Annotated in this window: 12 protein-coding genes; 5 read left to right on the top strand and 7 right to left on the bottom strand. The window is 73.3% G+C overall.

The window, feature by feature from the left end; genetic code table 11:
* The first annotated feature begins 79 nt into the window (after window positions 1-79).
* The 3 genes from DT019_RS09640 (at window position 80) to DT019_RS09630 (ending at window position 2,547) form a co-directional block, all read left to right on the top strand.
* A complete protein-coding gene (locus DT019_RS09640) occupies window positions 80-661 on the top strand; it encodes a histone deacetylase (protein WP_114036532.1) in 582 nt (193 codons plus the stop codon).
* Between the two features lie 131 nt (window positions 662-792).
* Window positions 793-1,350, top strand: coding sequence for a GNAT family N-acetyltransferase (locus DT019_RS09635; RefSeq protein WP_114036294.1), 558 nt, complete (start codon window positions 793-795; stop codon window positions 1,348-1,350).
* A gap of 225 nt (window positions 1,351-1,575) precedes the next feature.
* On the top strand, window positions 1,576-2,547 hold the full coding sequence (locus tag DT019_RS09630; RefSeq protein ID WP_114036293.1) for a glycoside hydrolase family 6 protein: 972 nt from the start codon (window positions 1,576-1,578) through the stop codon (window positions 2,545-2,547).
* A 558-nt stretch (window positions 2,548-3,105) separates the two neighbouring features.
* Here the strand turns inward: DT019_RS09630 and DT019_RS09625 are convergent.
* The 5 genes from DT019_RS09625 to DT019_RS09605 form a co-directional block, all read right to left on the bottom strand.
* Window positions 3,106-3,300, bottom strand: coding sequence for an antitoxin (locus DT019_RS09625; RefSeq protein WP_114036292.1), 195 nt, complete (start codon window positions 3,298-3,300; stop codon window positions 3,106-3,108).
* Between the two features lie 149 nt (window positions 3,301-3,449).
* Window positions 3,450-4,763 (bottom strand): DUF2993 domain-containing protein, encoded by a 1,314-nt coding sequence (locus DT019_RS09620; RefSeq protein ID WP_114036291.1) that lies wholly within the window; start codon window positions 4,761-4,763, stop codon window positions 3,450-3,452.
* A gap of 123 nt (window positions 4,764-4,886) precedes the next feature.
* Window positions 4,887-6,233: an amino acid permease gene (locus tag DT019_RS09615; RefSeq protein ID WP_114036290.1), complete on the bottom strand. Its 1,347-nt coding sequence runs from the start codon at window positions 6,231-6,233 to the stop codon at window positions 4,887-4,889.
* 69 nt (window positions 6,234-6,302) lie between these two features.
* Window positions 6,303-8,354, bottom strand: a complete 2,052-nt coding sequence (locus DT019_RS09610; RefSeq protein ID WP_114036531.1) for an alkaline phosphatase family protein — start codon at window positions 8,352-8,354, stop codon at window positions 6,303-6,305.
* Window positions 8,355-8,531: 177 nt separating this feature from the next.
* A complete protein-coding gene (locus DT019_RS09605; protein WP_114036289.1) occupies window positions 8,532-8,939 on the bottom strand; it encodes a hypothetical protein in 408 nt (135 codons plus the stop codon).
* 256 nt (window positions 8,940-9,195) lie between these two features.
* Between DT019_RS09605 and DT019_RS09600 the strand changes: the two genes are divergently transcribed.
* Entirely contained in the window at window positions 9,196-9,966 is a 771-nt protein-coding gene (locus DT019_RS09600) for an MBL fold metallo-hydrolase (RefSeq protein WP_114036288.1), read from the top strand.
* Window positions 9,963-10,643 carry a DedA family protein gene (locus DT019_RS09595; RefSeq protein ID WP_189389386.1) on the top strand — a complete coding sequence of 227 codons (681 nt, stop codon included), beginning with the start codon at window positions 9,963-9,965 and terminating at the stop codon, window positions 10,641-10,643. The genes DT019_RS09600 and DT019_RS09595 overlap by 4 nt, the downstream gene beginning before the upstream one ends.
* Window positions 10,644-10,806: 163 nt before the next feature.
* Here the strand turns inward: DT019_RS09595 and DT019_RS09590 are convergent, their stop codons facing one another.
* Both DT019_RS09590 and DT019_RS09585 read right to left on the bottom strand, forming a co-directional pair.
* On the bottom strand, window positions 10,807-12,024 hold the full coding sequence (locus DT019_RS09590) for an aminotransferase class I/II-fold pyridoxal phosphate-dependent enzyme (RefSeq protein WP_114036286.1): 1,218 nt from the start codon (window positions 12,022-12,024) through the stop codon (window positions 10,807-10,809).
* Window positions 12,025-12,139: 115 nt separating this feature from the next.
* Window positions 12,140-12,850 (bottom strand): ANTAR domain-containing response regulator, encoded by a 711-nt coding sequence (locus tag DT019_RS09585; protein ID WP_114036285.1) that lies wholly within the window; start codon window positions 12,848-12,850, stop codon window positions 12,140-12,142.
* Window positions 12,851-12,863: the final 13 nt, after the last annotated feature.

Below are 12,863 nucleotides of genomic sequence, written 5' to 3'. Positions count from 1 at the left end.
CGAGGGGGGCGAGGGCGTGGGGGCAGCGGGGCCCGGCAACGGGGAGGGGCTGATCTGGTACGCCTCGTACGGCTCCAACATGCATCTGGACCGGCTCGCCCACTACATCGAAGGCGGGCGGCCGCCCGGCGTGGCACGGTCGTACCCGGGGTGCCGGGACCGGCGCCCGCCCGCCGTGTCCGTGCCGGTGGAACTGCGCGGGGCGTTGTACTTCGCGACCCGCTCCTCGGTGTGGGGAGGCGGCCGGGCCTTCTACGACCCCGGGGCGGACGGGCGCGTGTTCGCCCGGGCGCACCTGGTCTCGGCGGGCCAGTTCGCCGACATCGCGGCGCAGGAGATGTACCGGGAGCCCGGCGACGATCTCGACCTCGGCGAGGTGCTGAGCACGGGAAGGGCCGTCCTGGGCGAGGGCCGGTACGAAACCCTCGTCTGCGCGGGGCGGCACGAGGGCCTACCCGTCCTCACCTTCACCGCGCCCTGGCACCTGCACGAGGTCACGGGGTTGGCACCCTCGGCCGCCTACCTCCGCCACCTCGCCAAGGGCCTGCTGGAGACGGGGCATTGGGGCATGCGTGAGGTGACTTCCTACCTGGCGGCCTGCCCGGGCGCGACCGGCCTCTGGACCGAGCGCGCCATCACGGAGCTGCTGGCGGAGGGCTGATCCCCGATCAACTCCCGCTCTGTCATGGTCGGTTGCCGTGCGTCGTTCCGGCCGGGAAACCTTCAACATCACGTCCGTATCCTTGATCGACGTCAAGGCCATAGTGGGACCGGGTGTTGAGGGGGACATTGATGACGGTGAATCTGCGGGTTGGGGCGACGGCGGCGTCGGGTGGTCTGGTGTTGCGGCCCTGGCGGGCGGACGACGTCGAGTCGGTCATCGAGGCGTACGCCGACCCGGTGATAGCCCGCTGGGCGAGCAGGCCGATCGACAGCCCTCAGGAGGCTCGGCGGTGGCTCGATGTGCAGCGGCAGGGCTGGGAGAACGGCACGCGGTGCGGCTTCGCGGTCTGCGAGGAGCAACCCGGCCTGGCGGAGGGCACGTTGATGGGGAACGTCGTGCTGAAGTGGCAGGACGGGGGCGGGCGGGAGGTCGCCGAGGTCGGCTACTGGACCATGCCCCACGCCCGGGGCCGGGCCGTGGCCCCCCGCGCCCTGGAAGCGCTCTCAGCGTGGGCCTTCGACACCTTCGCGGGTGACGGGCTGGACCGTCTCGAACTGATCCACCAGGTGGACAACCTCGCCTCGTGCCGCGTAGCGGAGAAGACCGGTTACCGCTTCGACCGGATCCTTCCCGCCCAGCCGCCCTACCCGAGGGACGGCCACCTCCATGTGCGCGAGGCGGGCTGAGCCTGGCTCAGCGGGGCGAGCACCCGGGGCCTGCGCCACCTCCACGCGGGCGGGGCGGGCCGAGCGGACTCGGGAGGTTTCGGCCGACGGGGAGGACCGAGCGGACTCGAAGGGTTTCGGCCGACGTGCCCGGCCGTTCCCCCGTACGGCCCAGGATCCGGGCGCGGGGCGGTGCCGGGATGCCAAGATCTCCGCATGTGGTGGGTTCGGCATCCCTGGAGTCCCATGTCCCGCAGGTCACGCTCCCTCCTCCACTGCCTCGCGGCGCTCGTCGCCACGCTCTCCCTCGGATTCACCGCCCCGCGGGCAGCGCCCGACGATCCGTATCCCGGCCCGTACTGGGTGAACCCCGTGTCATCGGCCGCCGTGCAGGCCGCCGAGTGGCGCCGCACTGGCCGGACCGCGGACGCCGCGCTGATCGAGCGGATCTCGCTGCGGCCGCAGGCGGAGTGGCCGCGGTCCGACGGGGTCGAGCAGTCGGTGCGGAGCCTGACCGGCGCCGCCTCGCTCGCCGGGCGGATCCCGGTCCTCGTGGCGTACAACATTCCCCACCGCGACTGCGACGGCGAATCGCAGGGCGGCGCCGAGGACGCGGACGCCTACCGTCTGTGGGTCGACGCCTTCGCACGTGGCATCGGCGAGCGCCCGGCCGTCGTGATCGTCGAGCCGGACGCGGTCGCCCACCTGGTGAGCGGGTGTGAGAGCGCTCCGACGGAAGAGCGCCTCTCGCTTCTCGCCTACGCCGTGGACCAGTTGAAGCGCGGGCCCGCGACGAAGGTGTACCTCGACGCCGGCCACGCCGGCTGGATCAGCGACCAGTCGAGCTTGACGGACCCGCTGCGGGAGGCGGGGGTGGACCGGGCCGACGGGTTCTCGCTCAATGTCTCCGCGTTCCAGACGAACGCGTCCAGCGCCGAGTACGGACACCGGCTCTCGGCCGCGCTCGGCGGCAAGCACTTCGTCGTCGACACCAGCCGCAACGGCAACGGCCCCTACTCCGGCACCGACTCCTGGTGCAACCCGCCCGGCCGGGCCCTGGGCACGCCGCCCACGGCGACCACCGGAGACCCGCTGATCGACGCCTACCTGTGGGTCAAGCGCCCAGGTGAGTCGGACGGCACCTGCCGCGACGGCCCCGAAGCAGGGCGCTGGTGGCCCGAGTACGCACTGGAACTCGCCCGCGGGGCGAGCGCGTGAGGTGCGACCGGAAGCCGGAGCACGGGAGCGAGACGGGCTCGCGGGCGGCGGTGCCGGAGCTGAGCCCTGTCCACCGTCCGCCCCTCGCAGGCCTGCGTCTCGGGCGCCGCCCCGAACAGCGCGCCGAGCACCTTCAGCACCACGCGAGTGCGGCGCAGGGCAGCGAGGGAGGCGGACGGCACGAGGACAGCTCTGCCCCTCCGCCGCGGTGACGTGCCGCGATTCCCGGCAGATCCGCTCGACCGGGTGACTCCTCTTGGCAGTCCCGGCGCGGCGTGGCAGTCCCGGCGCGGCGATGTCTTCCGCTGATCTGCCCACGCCACGCGTGGCGCCTCGCGGTTCCGGCCCGCACGGCGGCGGGCCCTGGGCGGATGGGCTCACACCCTGTCGCCCGCCCGAGGCACGGGCCACGGGGAGCAGGTCTCGGAGCCTCGGCCGGTCGTGGGATCGGGTCCGTCGTGTGCGGCACGGAGTCCGTCCCACACGCCACGGATCCGCCCTCGGCGGCGGTCGCTGGGGACCGGCGAGGGCGGAGTCGTGGTCACGCCCGTGCGGGGTCTAGCTCTGCGGCGGGGGGTCCTGCGGCTTGTCGGAGCCCAGCTGCTCGTTGAGCCGCTGCTGAGCCATGTCGACCTGGCTCTGGTACTTGTTCCCGGTCTTCGCGTCGAACGCGTCGCCCGCCTTCTCGACTCCCTGCCGTGCGGTGTCCTCGTGACCCTTGAGCATGCCCTTGAGCTTGTCGAGCATCGACATATCTGCCTCCTTGCGGATGCTGGCACACCCAGCATCCGCGCATTCGCGGAGGTTCGCACCCCCAGACGCGACCGGGCCGGGCCCGGCCCGTCTCCCAGCGGCCCGGGGCCGGGCCCCGGGGGCCTCCGGCTCCGTCCAGCCCGGCCGGGCTAGTGGTCCTTGCCCACCGCCAGCTTCCTGCCGGAGACGGTCGCCACGACGCCGTCCTTCTCGACGCGCACGCCGCGCAGCCGCAGGTCCTGTGCCTCCTTGGGCAGCGTGAACGAGAACGAGAGGCGGTCGGACAGCTCAGGGGGACGCATCGCGATCAGGCCGGTGATCAGTTTCGGATCGATACCGACCTTCGACAGCAGCCAGGGATGGTCCACCACCACGTCGACGAGATTGACGTGCATCAGCTGGTCGAGGAACCGGGGCGTGCCCACGAGCGTGTGGAGCTTCGCCTCGTTGCGCAGCGCGAGGTCGACGTCCTGTTGCGGCACGCCGAGCCGCTGCACGACGGCCGGGACCGCCAGGAGGGCCTTGACCCGCGCCGTGTCCCGGCTGATGAGTTCGGCGGTCTCGCGGTGCAGCGTCAGGCCCCGGTCCCGGCCGGGGCGGTAGGTGGCGATGCCGGGCATGTCGAGGCTCATGCCGTCGATGTCGGTGGACAGGCCCTGGTTGCCGTCGAGCCGCAGCTGGGCCTCCGCGCTGACGCGCAGTTCCTGACCGGCGATGGTCAGCTTGCCGTCAGCGCCCACCGTGTTGTCGCCGCGGCGGCTGAACTTGACCTGGGAGGCGGCGAGTTCACGGTTCATGTCGTCGAAGGAGAGCGTGATCTCGCCGTCGAGGTCGCCGATGACCGCGCCGCGTATGTCGCTCGGCAGATCGCCCGTCATCGTGATGTCGCGGGCGCTGGCCCGTACCTGTGCGAGCGACACCCGGTCGGCGGGCACGTGCGGCACGGTGACGTCCACGCGCTCCAGGCGCTTGTCCAGGACCTGGGTGAGGAAGGGGAAGCCGTGGATGTCGACCTGGGGCGCGGCGGCGAGGTGGAGGTCGCTCTGGAGCGCTTTCTGCGCCTTCTTCTCCGCGTACATCGCAGCGCAGCGGTCCGCGAGGACGAGGAATCCGGCGCAGAGCGCGAGGGCGGACAGCAGCTTCGCCACGCGGGGCAGGGCGGCGAAGGGGCTCCGGCGGCGTCGGCGGCCGCGGCGGCCGTTGCCCGCTCGGCGGTGGTCGGGCGGGGCCGAGAAGAAGTCGTCCTCGGGCTCGGTGTCCACGGGGCGGAACGGGATGAGCGGCCCGGTCAGGGTGTCCGCCGCGTCGTGCGGCGCCGTCCCTTCCGGTATCGCCCCCGAGTCGTGCGCGGCCTCGGTCCAGGGTTGATCGCCCGGGTGGGGGTCGGGCTCGGGGTCGGCCAGGGCGGCGAGTTCGTCATAGGGGTTGCGGTAACGGGGGTGCATGCGTGTGGGGGTTCGCATCGGCTCATCCCACCACACATGATCCACTCGTACGCAACCCGCTCTTGGCGGTACGTCCGAAATGGCCCGGCCCGTGACGCCCGCGCACCGCTCGCACGGCACGCGGGCGTGGCGAACAACACGTCAGGCGCCGGTCCGCTCCTGGGTGTGCTGCCTGCGGGCCGCCATCCACGCGTACACGAGGACGCCCGCGAAGAGGAACAGCACGCCCTGGTAGACGGCTTCGTACCCGGAGCCCGCCACCAGCCACATCGAGAAGCCGAAGGCGAGCACGGCCAGGACGCTGTCGCGGACCAGTCGCGAGCGGTGAACGCGCTCTCCCTGGCCGGAGGCGAGGAAGTAGATCTGGGCGGCGGTCGACAGGAGGTAGGGCACGGTGGCCGTGAAGGTGGTCACCAGGACCAGGATCTCGAAGACGCCCTGGGAGCCCGCCGTGTAGTTGTAGACCGTCAGGAGCGAGGCGAGGACTGCGGTGACCAGCACACCCACCGTCGGGACGCCACGCTTCCGCTTGCCGAACACCTGCGGGAAGAGGCCGTCCTTGGCGGCGGCGTACGGGGTCTGGGCGCTCAGCAGGGTCCAGCCGTTGAGGGCGCCGACCATGGAGACGAGGGCGGCGAGGGCGACCGCGGTGCCGCCCCAGGAGCCGCCGAACATGGAGTTCACGGCGTCGGTGAAGGGCGCGGTGGAGCTGACGAGCTTGTCGTGCGGGACCGTTCCGAAGACGGAGAGCGTGCCCAGGAGGTAGATCACGGCGGCGCCCAGGGTCCCGAGGATGGTGGCGCGGCCGACATTGCGGCGCGGGTCGCGGACCTCGCCCGCGCTGACGGCGGCGGACTCGACGCCGAGGTAGCTGAAGAGCAGGATCGCCGCGGAGGCGGATATCGCGCCGAGCCCGGACTGCCCGCCGCTCTGGAAGGGGCCGAGGTTGGCGGGGTCGAAGAAGAAGAGACCGCCCACGGCGACCAGGAGCAGCGGGGCGAACTTCAGTACGGTGGCGACGAGTTGGACGGCGCCGACGTACCGGGTGCCCGCGAGGTTGGCGAGGGCCGGGAGCCATTGGAGCAGCAGGGCGGCCGTGATCGTCGCCGCCTTGGACTGGTGGACGGGTATGAGCACGTCGAGGTAGCCGACGGCGGCGACCGCGAGGGCGGCGTTCGAGACCCAGGTGGTGATCCAGTAGGACCAGGCGGCGAGGAACCCGGCGAAGTCGCCGAAGGCCGCGCGGGCGTAGACGTACGGGCCGCCGGTCTGCGGGTGCCGCTCGGCGAGCCGGCCGAAGACCAGGGCGAGCGTGATCGCACCGGCCGTGAGGACGGCGAACGCGACCAGGCTGATCGTGCCGAAGGGGGCGACGGAGGCGGGCAGCAGGAAGATCCCGCCGCCGATGATGTTGCCCATGACCAGAGCGGTCGCGATCGGCAGGCCGAATTGCCGGGCGTGCTTGCTCTGGGTTTCTTGCGTGGTCATGGTAGGTGGGAGCGCCTCTCGTACGGGACAAACCTGACCATGGTCAGGTACGTCAGGCACCGCACCAAATCAGCTGGTTTTGTCCTGCGAGGCGAGGCCGACAACCGGAAAAGGTCCTTCCGGTCCGTGTGTTGACGGCGAATTCTCCACCCCCGCCATTGGCCCGGCACCCGCCGTGACCTGCGGTCCCCGGGCTTCGCGCAGCCAGCGCCGCAGGACGTGGTGCACCTGCTCCGCGCCGACCAGTTCGCCGCCGTCCGGCACCGGTTCGCTCAGGTCGAGCGGGGAGAGCAGGAAGGGGTGGGACTGCTCGCCGCCGAGCCCGCCGTGCGAGCCGATCTGCTCCTCGAAGGCGTGCACCTGCCCGGTGGCCGGGTCGTACATCGAGTTGACCATGATGTCGGCGGTGTGCGGGAAGCTGTCCGCGCGGCGCACGGCGTCGGCCGCGCCGCGCCCGAATCCCGTCAACGGGCCCTGTTCGTCGGCGAGTTGGGCCAGCGGCGTCTCGCTGCCGCCCCGGCCGAGGACCACCGCGCCGTGTTCCTGGCTGCCCACGAGGAGGAATCCGATGCCGGGATGGTTCGCGAGGGTGGCGAGCAGCGCCGGGTGGCGGCGGTCGATGTGCTCGCGGGTCAGGCGGCCGCGGGTGTCGGGGAAGGAGATCAGGCCGAGGTTGCCCGAGGCCAGCACGACCGGGTCCGACTGCGGCACGGGAGCGCGTTCCTCCCCCTCCTCGACCGGCCGGTGCAGCGCGACCCGCACCGCGTACCTGGCCTCCGCTCCGCTGCGGGTACGGCGGGCCCGGCGCGGCACGGGCAGCCCGCAGCCGGCCCGCACGAGGTCCTTCAGGGTCAGCCCGAAAGCGCTCTCAAAGGTCTCGCCGGGGCTCTGTCCGTGGTCGGACAGGAGCACGATGCGGTACGGGCGGGGGGCGTGCGCGGCGGCGCCTGCGATCAGGGCGAGGGACCGGTCCAGGCGCCTGAGGACCTGATCGGTGTCCCGGCCGCTCGGTCCGGAGTGGTGGGCGACCTCGTCGTAGGCGACCAGGTCGGCGTAGACGGCGGTGCGTCCGGCGAGCAGGTCGCCCATGACGGCGGCGACGACCACGTCCCGTTCGACGACCGTCGCGAAGGCGCGGATGAACGGGTAGAGGCCGCCGCGTTTGATGCGCGGCGACACGCGGGCGAACCTGGCCCTCCTCGACTGGACGATCTCCCGGCCGACCTCGGCGACGAACGAGCCCGCGGTGCGCACGGCGTTGGCGGGGTCAAAGAAGTAGGCGAAGTATCCGGCGCGAGAGCGGTTGCGGCTGTCGCGGCGGGCGGCGGCCGTGAGGACCAGGGCGACCTGGTCGGCGCCGCCGGAGAACAGGTTGCCCCGGCTGGCCCCGTCGGCGGTGAGCAGTCCGCCGTCGCCGGTGCGCTCGACGGCCCGGCGCTGGAGTTCGACGGCGGACGCGGGCCGGTTGGAGACCATCACCTCGCCGCGCTCCTTCTCGTACCAGCGGAAGGCGGGCACGTCGAAGGTGGAGCCGTGCAGGATGCCGAGCTGGCTCGCGCCGGTCTGGCTCGACCAGTCGGTGCGCCAGGGCGTGAGCCGGTGGGTGCCCTTGAGCCAGGTCGCGACGGTCGGCATGAGGCCCGCGTCGACGGCGCGGCGCAGCGTCTGTTCGCCGACGCCGTCGAGCTGGATGAAGACGATGCCGGGCGGGCGCGGCACCGGGCCGCCTCCGTGCCTGCGTCTGCGGCGGTCGGCGAGCCGGGACAGCCTGCGACGGTAGGCGTCGTCGTCGCGTACGGCCAGCGCGGTCGAGGTCGCCGACGCCACCGCCGACATCACGGCGGCGACGATCACCGCGGTCTCGGGCTCGGCGGCGCCCCGGCCGGTGGGGATCAGCCGGAGCGCGATCAGGAGCAGCGAGCCGTTGAGGAAGAACACGAGCAGGCCGAGTACGAGGGCGGGCACCAGCAGGAACGCGCGCACCACGAGCGGCCACACCAGCGCGCTGAGCAGGCCGAACGCGCCCGCGCCCCAGGCCGCGGTCAGCGCGACCCGGGTGATGCTGTCGCCGTTGTCGGAGGTGAGTTTGAAGTCGGGCAGGACTCCGGCGAGCACCATCATGGTGAGCGTCGAGACGACCCACACGACGATCACCCGCAGCAGGGCGCTGCCCGTCGTCCGCCATCGCCCCACGCCGCCCGCCTCTCACCTCGCCCGTTTCCCTTCCACCCTGCCATAAGGGGAGAAAGCGGCTGCGGCGTGCCTTGGGGCGGGAGCCCGCGGGCTCCCGGGCGCAGGTCAGCAGCCGTCGTATCCGGCGGTGGGCATCGAGAGGCGGCGGTGGATGTGGGCCTTCTTGGTGGCGTCGTAGGCGGGCTCGTCGAGCCCGGCCGTCTCCAGGCGCACCCCGCGCCGCTCGCACTCGGCCGAGAACTGAGGCACCGACGTCAACGCCCTTGCCAGAACACGCTCGTTGGGGGCGACGAACACGTCGACGAGGCCCGCGTCGACATCCGCCCAGAGGCCGACATGGTCCGGACGCAGACCGTAGAAAAGCAGCTGCCTGGTGACTACGTAGCCCCGGCCCGCGGCCCACTTCGCACACATCTCGTGCTGGCTGCGGGTGTCCACCAGAAAGGGATCGAGATCGAGTTCTTCCAGCGGGGTCAGACTGGCGATCGCCGCCACACGTACGTCGTCGTCCATCGCTGTCCCCCTGGGTGAGCTGTCGGGGCCGACCCTACTCCCCCATCACGGCGGCGAGGAGTAGCCGCAGGAGTGGCAGATCTTCCAGCCGTCCTGGCTCACCGCCAGGACACCTCCGCAGCGCGGACACTGCTCGCAGTGCATGGTCACGGCAGGCCTCCCCTCTGGTGCCGGATGACTACCCCGACTGCCGTGCTTTGCGCGCGCGGAGATTTAGGCTCGTCAGCAACTGTCGTCGAGCCAAGGAGTGGGTTTCGTGCCGGTGGAGGTCACCTGGTGGGGTCATGCCACCTGCACGATCGAGGAGTCCGGGACCCGTCTGGTGACCGATCCGCTCTTCGCGCGGCGCCTCGCTCATCTGCGCCGGCGCCAGGGCGAGGTGCCGCCGCCCGAGGCCGCCGTGGCCGACGCGGCGCTCGTCTCCCATCTGCACGCCGACCATCTGCACGTGCCCTCGCTCGCGCGGCTCGTGCCCGGCACCCGGCTGATCGTTCCGGCCGGGGCGACGCGTACGGTGCCGGGGCTCGCGCGGCTCGGCCTGCCGGTGACCGAGGTGCGGCCCGGCGACACCGTCGACATCGGCGCCCTGCGGGTACGGGCCGTGCCCGCCCGGCACGACGGACGCAGGCTGCCGCTCGGACCGCACCGCTCCCCCGCGCTCGGCTACGTCGTAGAGGGCGGGGCGCGCACCTACTTCGCCGGGGACACCGGCCTCTTCGAGGGCATGGCGGAGGCCGTCGGGCCGGTGGACGTGGCGCTGCTCCCGGTCGGCGGCTGGGGACCCCGCCTGGGGCAGGGCCATCTCGACGCGGGTCGCGCGGCTGAGGCACTGGCCTCCTTGGGAGCGCTCTCGGCGGTGCCCGTGCACTACGGCACGTACTGGCCGATCGGCATGGACGCGGTGCGGCCGCACGAGTTCCACGCGCCCGGCGAGGCGTTCGTACGCCACGCGGCCCGGCTCGCCCCGAAGGCGACCGTGCACCGCCTCGGCCACGGCGAGAGCGTACGTCTGGAGGCCAGGCCATGAGCGCGGGCCGGATGCTCGCACTGGCCGCGGCGGTGACCCCGGAGTCGACGCAGCAGGCGGTCGGCTGCCCGACCCTGTTCGTGCTGGTCGTGCTCGGGGCGCTGGTCCCGGTGGTGCCCACGGGGGCGCTGGTGTCGACGGCCGCGGTGGTGGCCTTCCACCAGACCGCCTGGTTCTCGCTGCTGCTGGTGTTCGGCGTGGGCGCGCTGGCCGCGTTCCTCGGCGACGTGGCGCTGTACTGGCTCGGGCAGCGCGGGGTGCGCTCCAGGAACGGCTCCCGGTGGCTGGCGGCGCTGCGCGGCCGGGCCGCGCCGGACCACCTGGACCAGGCCCGGCGCAAGCTGAACGACCACGGGGTGGTCGTCCTGGTCCTGTCCCGGCTGGTGCCGGCCGGGCGGATCCCGGTGATGCTGGCCTGCCTGCTCGGCGAGATGCCGCTGCGGACCTTCGTACGCGGCGACATCCCGGCCTGCCTCGCCTGGGCGGGCGCGTACGGCCTGATCGGCATCCTCGGGGGCTCCCTGTTCGACGAGCCGTGGAAGGGCGTGGTGGCGGCCGTCGCGCTGACCCTCCTGATCAGTGGCGCTCCGGCGGGGTGGCGGAGGCTGCGCCGGGGGCGGCACGGACGGGTGGCTGCCGCGGGCGCGGGCGACGGGGGTGGGGGCGCGGGCGGGTGACGGGGGTGGCTCGCGGAGGCCGGGTTGGGTCGGCGACCCGAGGGCGGCTGAGAGCGCTCTCGGCATTTCGGGGCTCCGGCGGCGCGGTCCGGGCCAGACGCGGGAGAGCGCTCTCACGCGCCCTCTCGCCCGATGGACCCCAGCCACCCGCCGGCGCCCCCGCTCACCCCAGCCCCCCGAGCACCTCCCCGAATCGGCTCAACGCAGCGCGCACGTGCGGGAGTTGCAGGGGGTCGGGGGCCGCCAGGGATGCTTGGCGTTGGTCTTCGGTCGAGCCGAGGAGGGGGCCGGTGGACAGGCGGGCGCGCAGGGCGCCGAGGTCGTCGTCGAAGCGGTGGCCGCCGGGGGTGGGGGCGGCGAGGCGAGCAGTGAGGTAGTCCTCCAGTTCCATCGAGTCGGTGACGCCGCGCGCGGCGAGGGCGGTGCGGAACGGACCGAGGTCGACGTAGAGATGACGGCCGGTCTCGGGAGGCCTGGCCAGGGCGCCCGCTTCCAGCACCGCGTGGTGGGCCGCGGCCGCGACGCGGGCGTGCAGGGCCGCGGCCCGGCGCACGCGGTCGACGACGGGGGCGGGTTCGGTGAGGGCGAGGGTGGCGGCCGCGGCGACGGGCGCGGCGACGGCAGCGCCGAGCGCGGCGAGGATGTCCAGGGTGCGGGCCCGGCGCGGTTCGGCGGCCTCGGTGCCGGGGAAGCGGGCGATGGCGGCGGGCCAGCCGGGCGGGGTGAACGCGCCGCCGAGGTCGCAGAGGACGGTCACGTCCTCGGGGCACATCTCGGCGGGACTGAGCGGCACCGTCTCGTGCGGGCGGTGGACGGTGTCGCGCCAGGTTTCGTCGCTGATGATGTGCAGCCCCTCGTCCACGGCCGCCTCGCAGGCCTCGCGGACCGTCTCGGGCGGCGCCACGGTGGCGGTCGGGTCATCGGCGACGCAGAGCAGCAGGAGCCGGGGATCGCCACCCTCGGCCCGCACCCGGCGCACCGTTTCGAGCAGGGCGTACGGATCGGGCACGCCGCCGCACTCGGCCGGGGTGGGCACGTGGTAGACGGCCCGGCCGAGCAGCCTGGCCTGCGGGGTCCACCACGCCGGGCACGGTCGGGGCATGAGCACGTCACCGCCGTACGCGCCGAGCAGGGCGATCAGGAGGGGCTGGGCGCCGGGGGCCGCGACGATCCGGTCCGCGGGGGTGGGCAGTCCGCGCCGGAGCCAGTAGCCGCGAGCCGCCTCGCGCAGTTCGGGGCCGCCGCCGGGTGGCTCGGGTTCGGTGCGCGGGGCCCCGGCGGCGAGCGCGGCGGCGAGTTCCGGGAGTACGGGCAGTCCCGGCTCCGGGGCGGGTGGGCCGTAGCGCACCGGCCCGCGCCCTTCGGCGGCCGTCCCCTGCATGCCGTTCCCTCCTTGGCCCCGTCCCGCGCGAGCCATGCCTTTCCTGCCTTTATACGGAGGTTTGGCGCGGGGCGCCGCTTGTACGGGTGCCTGGCGCCCCCGCGCCCGGCGGGGATCAGTCGGCCGGGGCCGCCAGCGCCGAGAGTTCGGATTCCAGGCCGCGGCCCTTGGTGCGGACGACCGCTTCGGCGACGTCGGCGAGTTTGCGGTTGGCGCGCTGGGAGATGGTGCGCAGGATGGCGAAGGCTTCGTCGGCCTCGCAGGCCAGGACATGCATGACGATGCCGCTGGCCTGGTCGATGACCGGGCGCGAGCGCAGCGCCGTCTCCAGTTGTTCGACCTCGGCGAGAGCCGCGCGGTAGCGGCGGTCGCGGACCAGGGCGGTGGTGGTCTCCTGGGCCAGGGCGCCCACCGGGCCGCGCACGAGGGGGGTCAGCGAGCCGGGGCGGAAGCCGTACAGGCTGACCGTGACCTCGATGCCGGACCGGCGGAAGGGGAGGGTGACGCAGGAGCGTACGCCCGATTCGAGGGCCAGGGCGCGGTAGCCGGGCCAGCGGTCCTCCGTCAGCAGGTCCTCGGTGTCCACGGGTTCGCCCGCGCTGAGCGCGCTCGGTATCGGCCCGTCGCCGCAGGCGAGTTGGACGGAGGCGAGCGGCGCGAGGTCGGGGTGGGTGGCGGTGACCCGGCGTTCGGGTCCGCTGGCGGAGATGGTGGCGACGGCCCCGCAGCAGGCTGGTGCACAGCGTGCGGACTGTTCGGCGAGCAGGGAGAGCCGTCGGGCGGTGGTGGTGGTCTCGGGTTCCTGGTGTTCCGGCTCGGTCAGCATCGCGAAGACCTCC

It is taken from the genome of Streptomyces sp. SDr-06, assembly GCF_003324565.1.
GTDB lineage: Bacteria > Actinomycetota > Actinomycetes > Streptomycetales > Streptomycetaceae > Streptomyces.
The sequence above is the reverse complement of the archived record's forward strand: the minus strand, read 5'-3'. Positions and strand labels throughout refer to the sequence as shown.

Bases quoted from the DNA above. Each gene is read 5' to 3' on its own strand.
- DT019_RS09640 (WP_114036532.1), top strand. From the start codon at position 80: ATGCATCTGGACCGGCTCGCCCACTACATCGAAGGCGGGCGGCCGCCC.
- DT019_RS09635 (WP_114036294.1), top strand. From the start codon at position 793: ATGACGGTGAATCTGCGGGTTGGGGCGACGGCGGCGTCGGGTGGTCTG.
- DT019_RS09630 (WP_114036293.1), top strand. From the start codon at position 1,576: ATGTCCCGCAGGTCACGCTCCCTCCTCCACTGCCTCGCGGCGCTCGTC.
- DT019_RS09625 (WP_114036292.1), bottom strand. From the start codon at position 3,300: ATGTCGATGCTCGACAAGCTCAAGGGCATGCTCAAGGGTCACGAGGAC.
- DT019_RS09620 (WP_114036291.1), bottom strand. From the start codon at position 4,763: ATGCGAACCCCCACACGCATGCACCCCCGTTACCGCAACCCCTATGAC.
- DT019_RS09615 (WP_114036290.1), bottom strand. From the start codon at position 6,233: ATGACCACGCAAGAAACCCAGAGCAAGCACGCCCGGCAATTCGGCCTG.
- DT019_RS09610 (WP_114036531.1), bottom strand. From the start codon at position 8,354: ATGATGGTGCTCGCCGGAGTCCTGCCCGACTTCAAACTCACCTCCGAC.
- DT019_RS09605 (WP_114036289.1), bottom strand. From the start codon at position 8,939: ATGGACGACGACGTACGTGTGGCGGCGATCGCCAGTCTGACCCCGCTG.
- DT019_RS09595 (WP_189389386.1), top strand. From the start codon at position 9,963: ATGAGCGCGGGCCGGATGCTCGCACTGGCCGCGGCGGTGACCCCGGAG.
- DT019_RS09590 (WP_114036286.1), bottom strand. From the start codon at position 12,024: ATGCAGGGGACGGCCGCCGAAGGGCGCGGGCCGGTGCGCTACGGCCCA.
- DT019_RS09585 (WP_114036285.1), bottom strand. From the start codon at position 12,850: ATGCTGACCGAGCCGGAACACCAGGAACCCGAGACCACCACCACCGCC.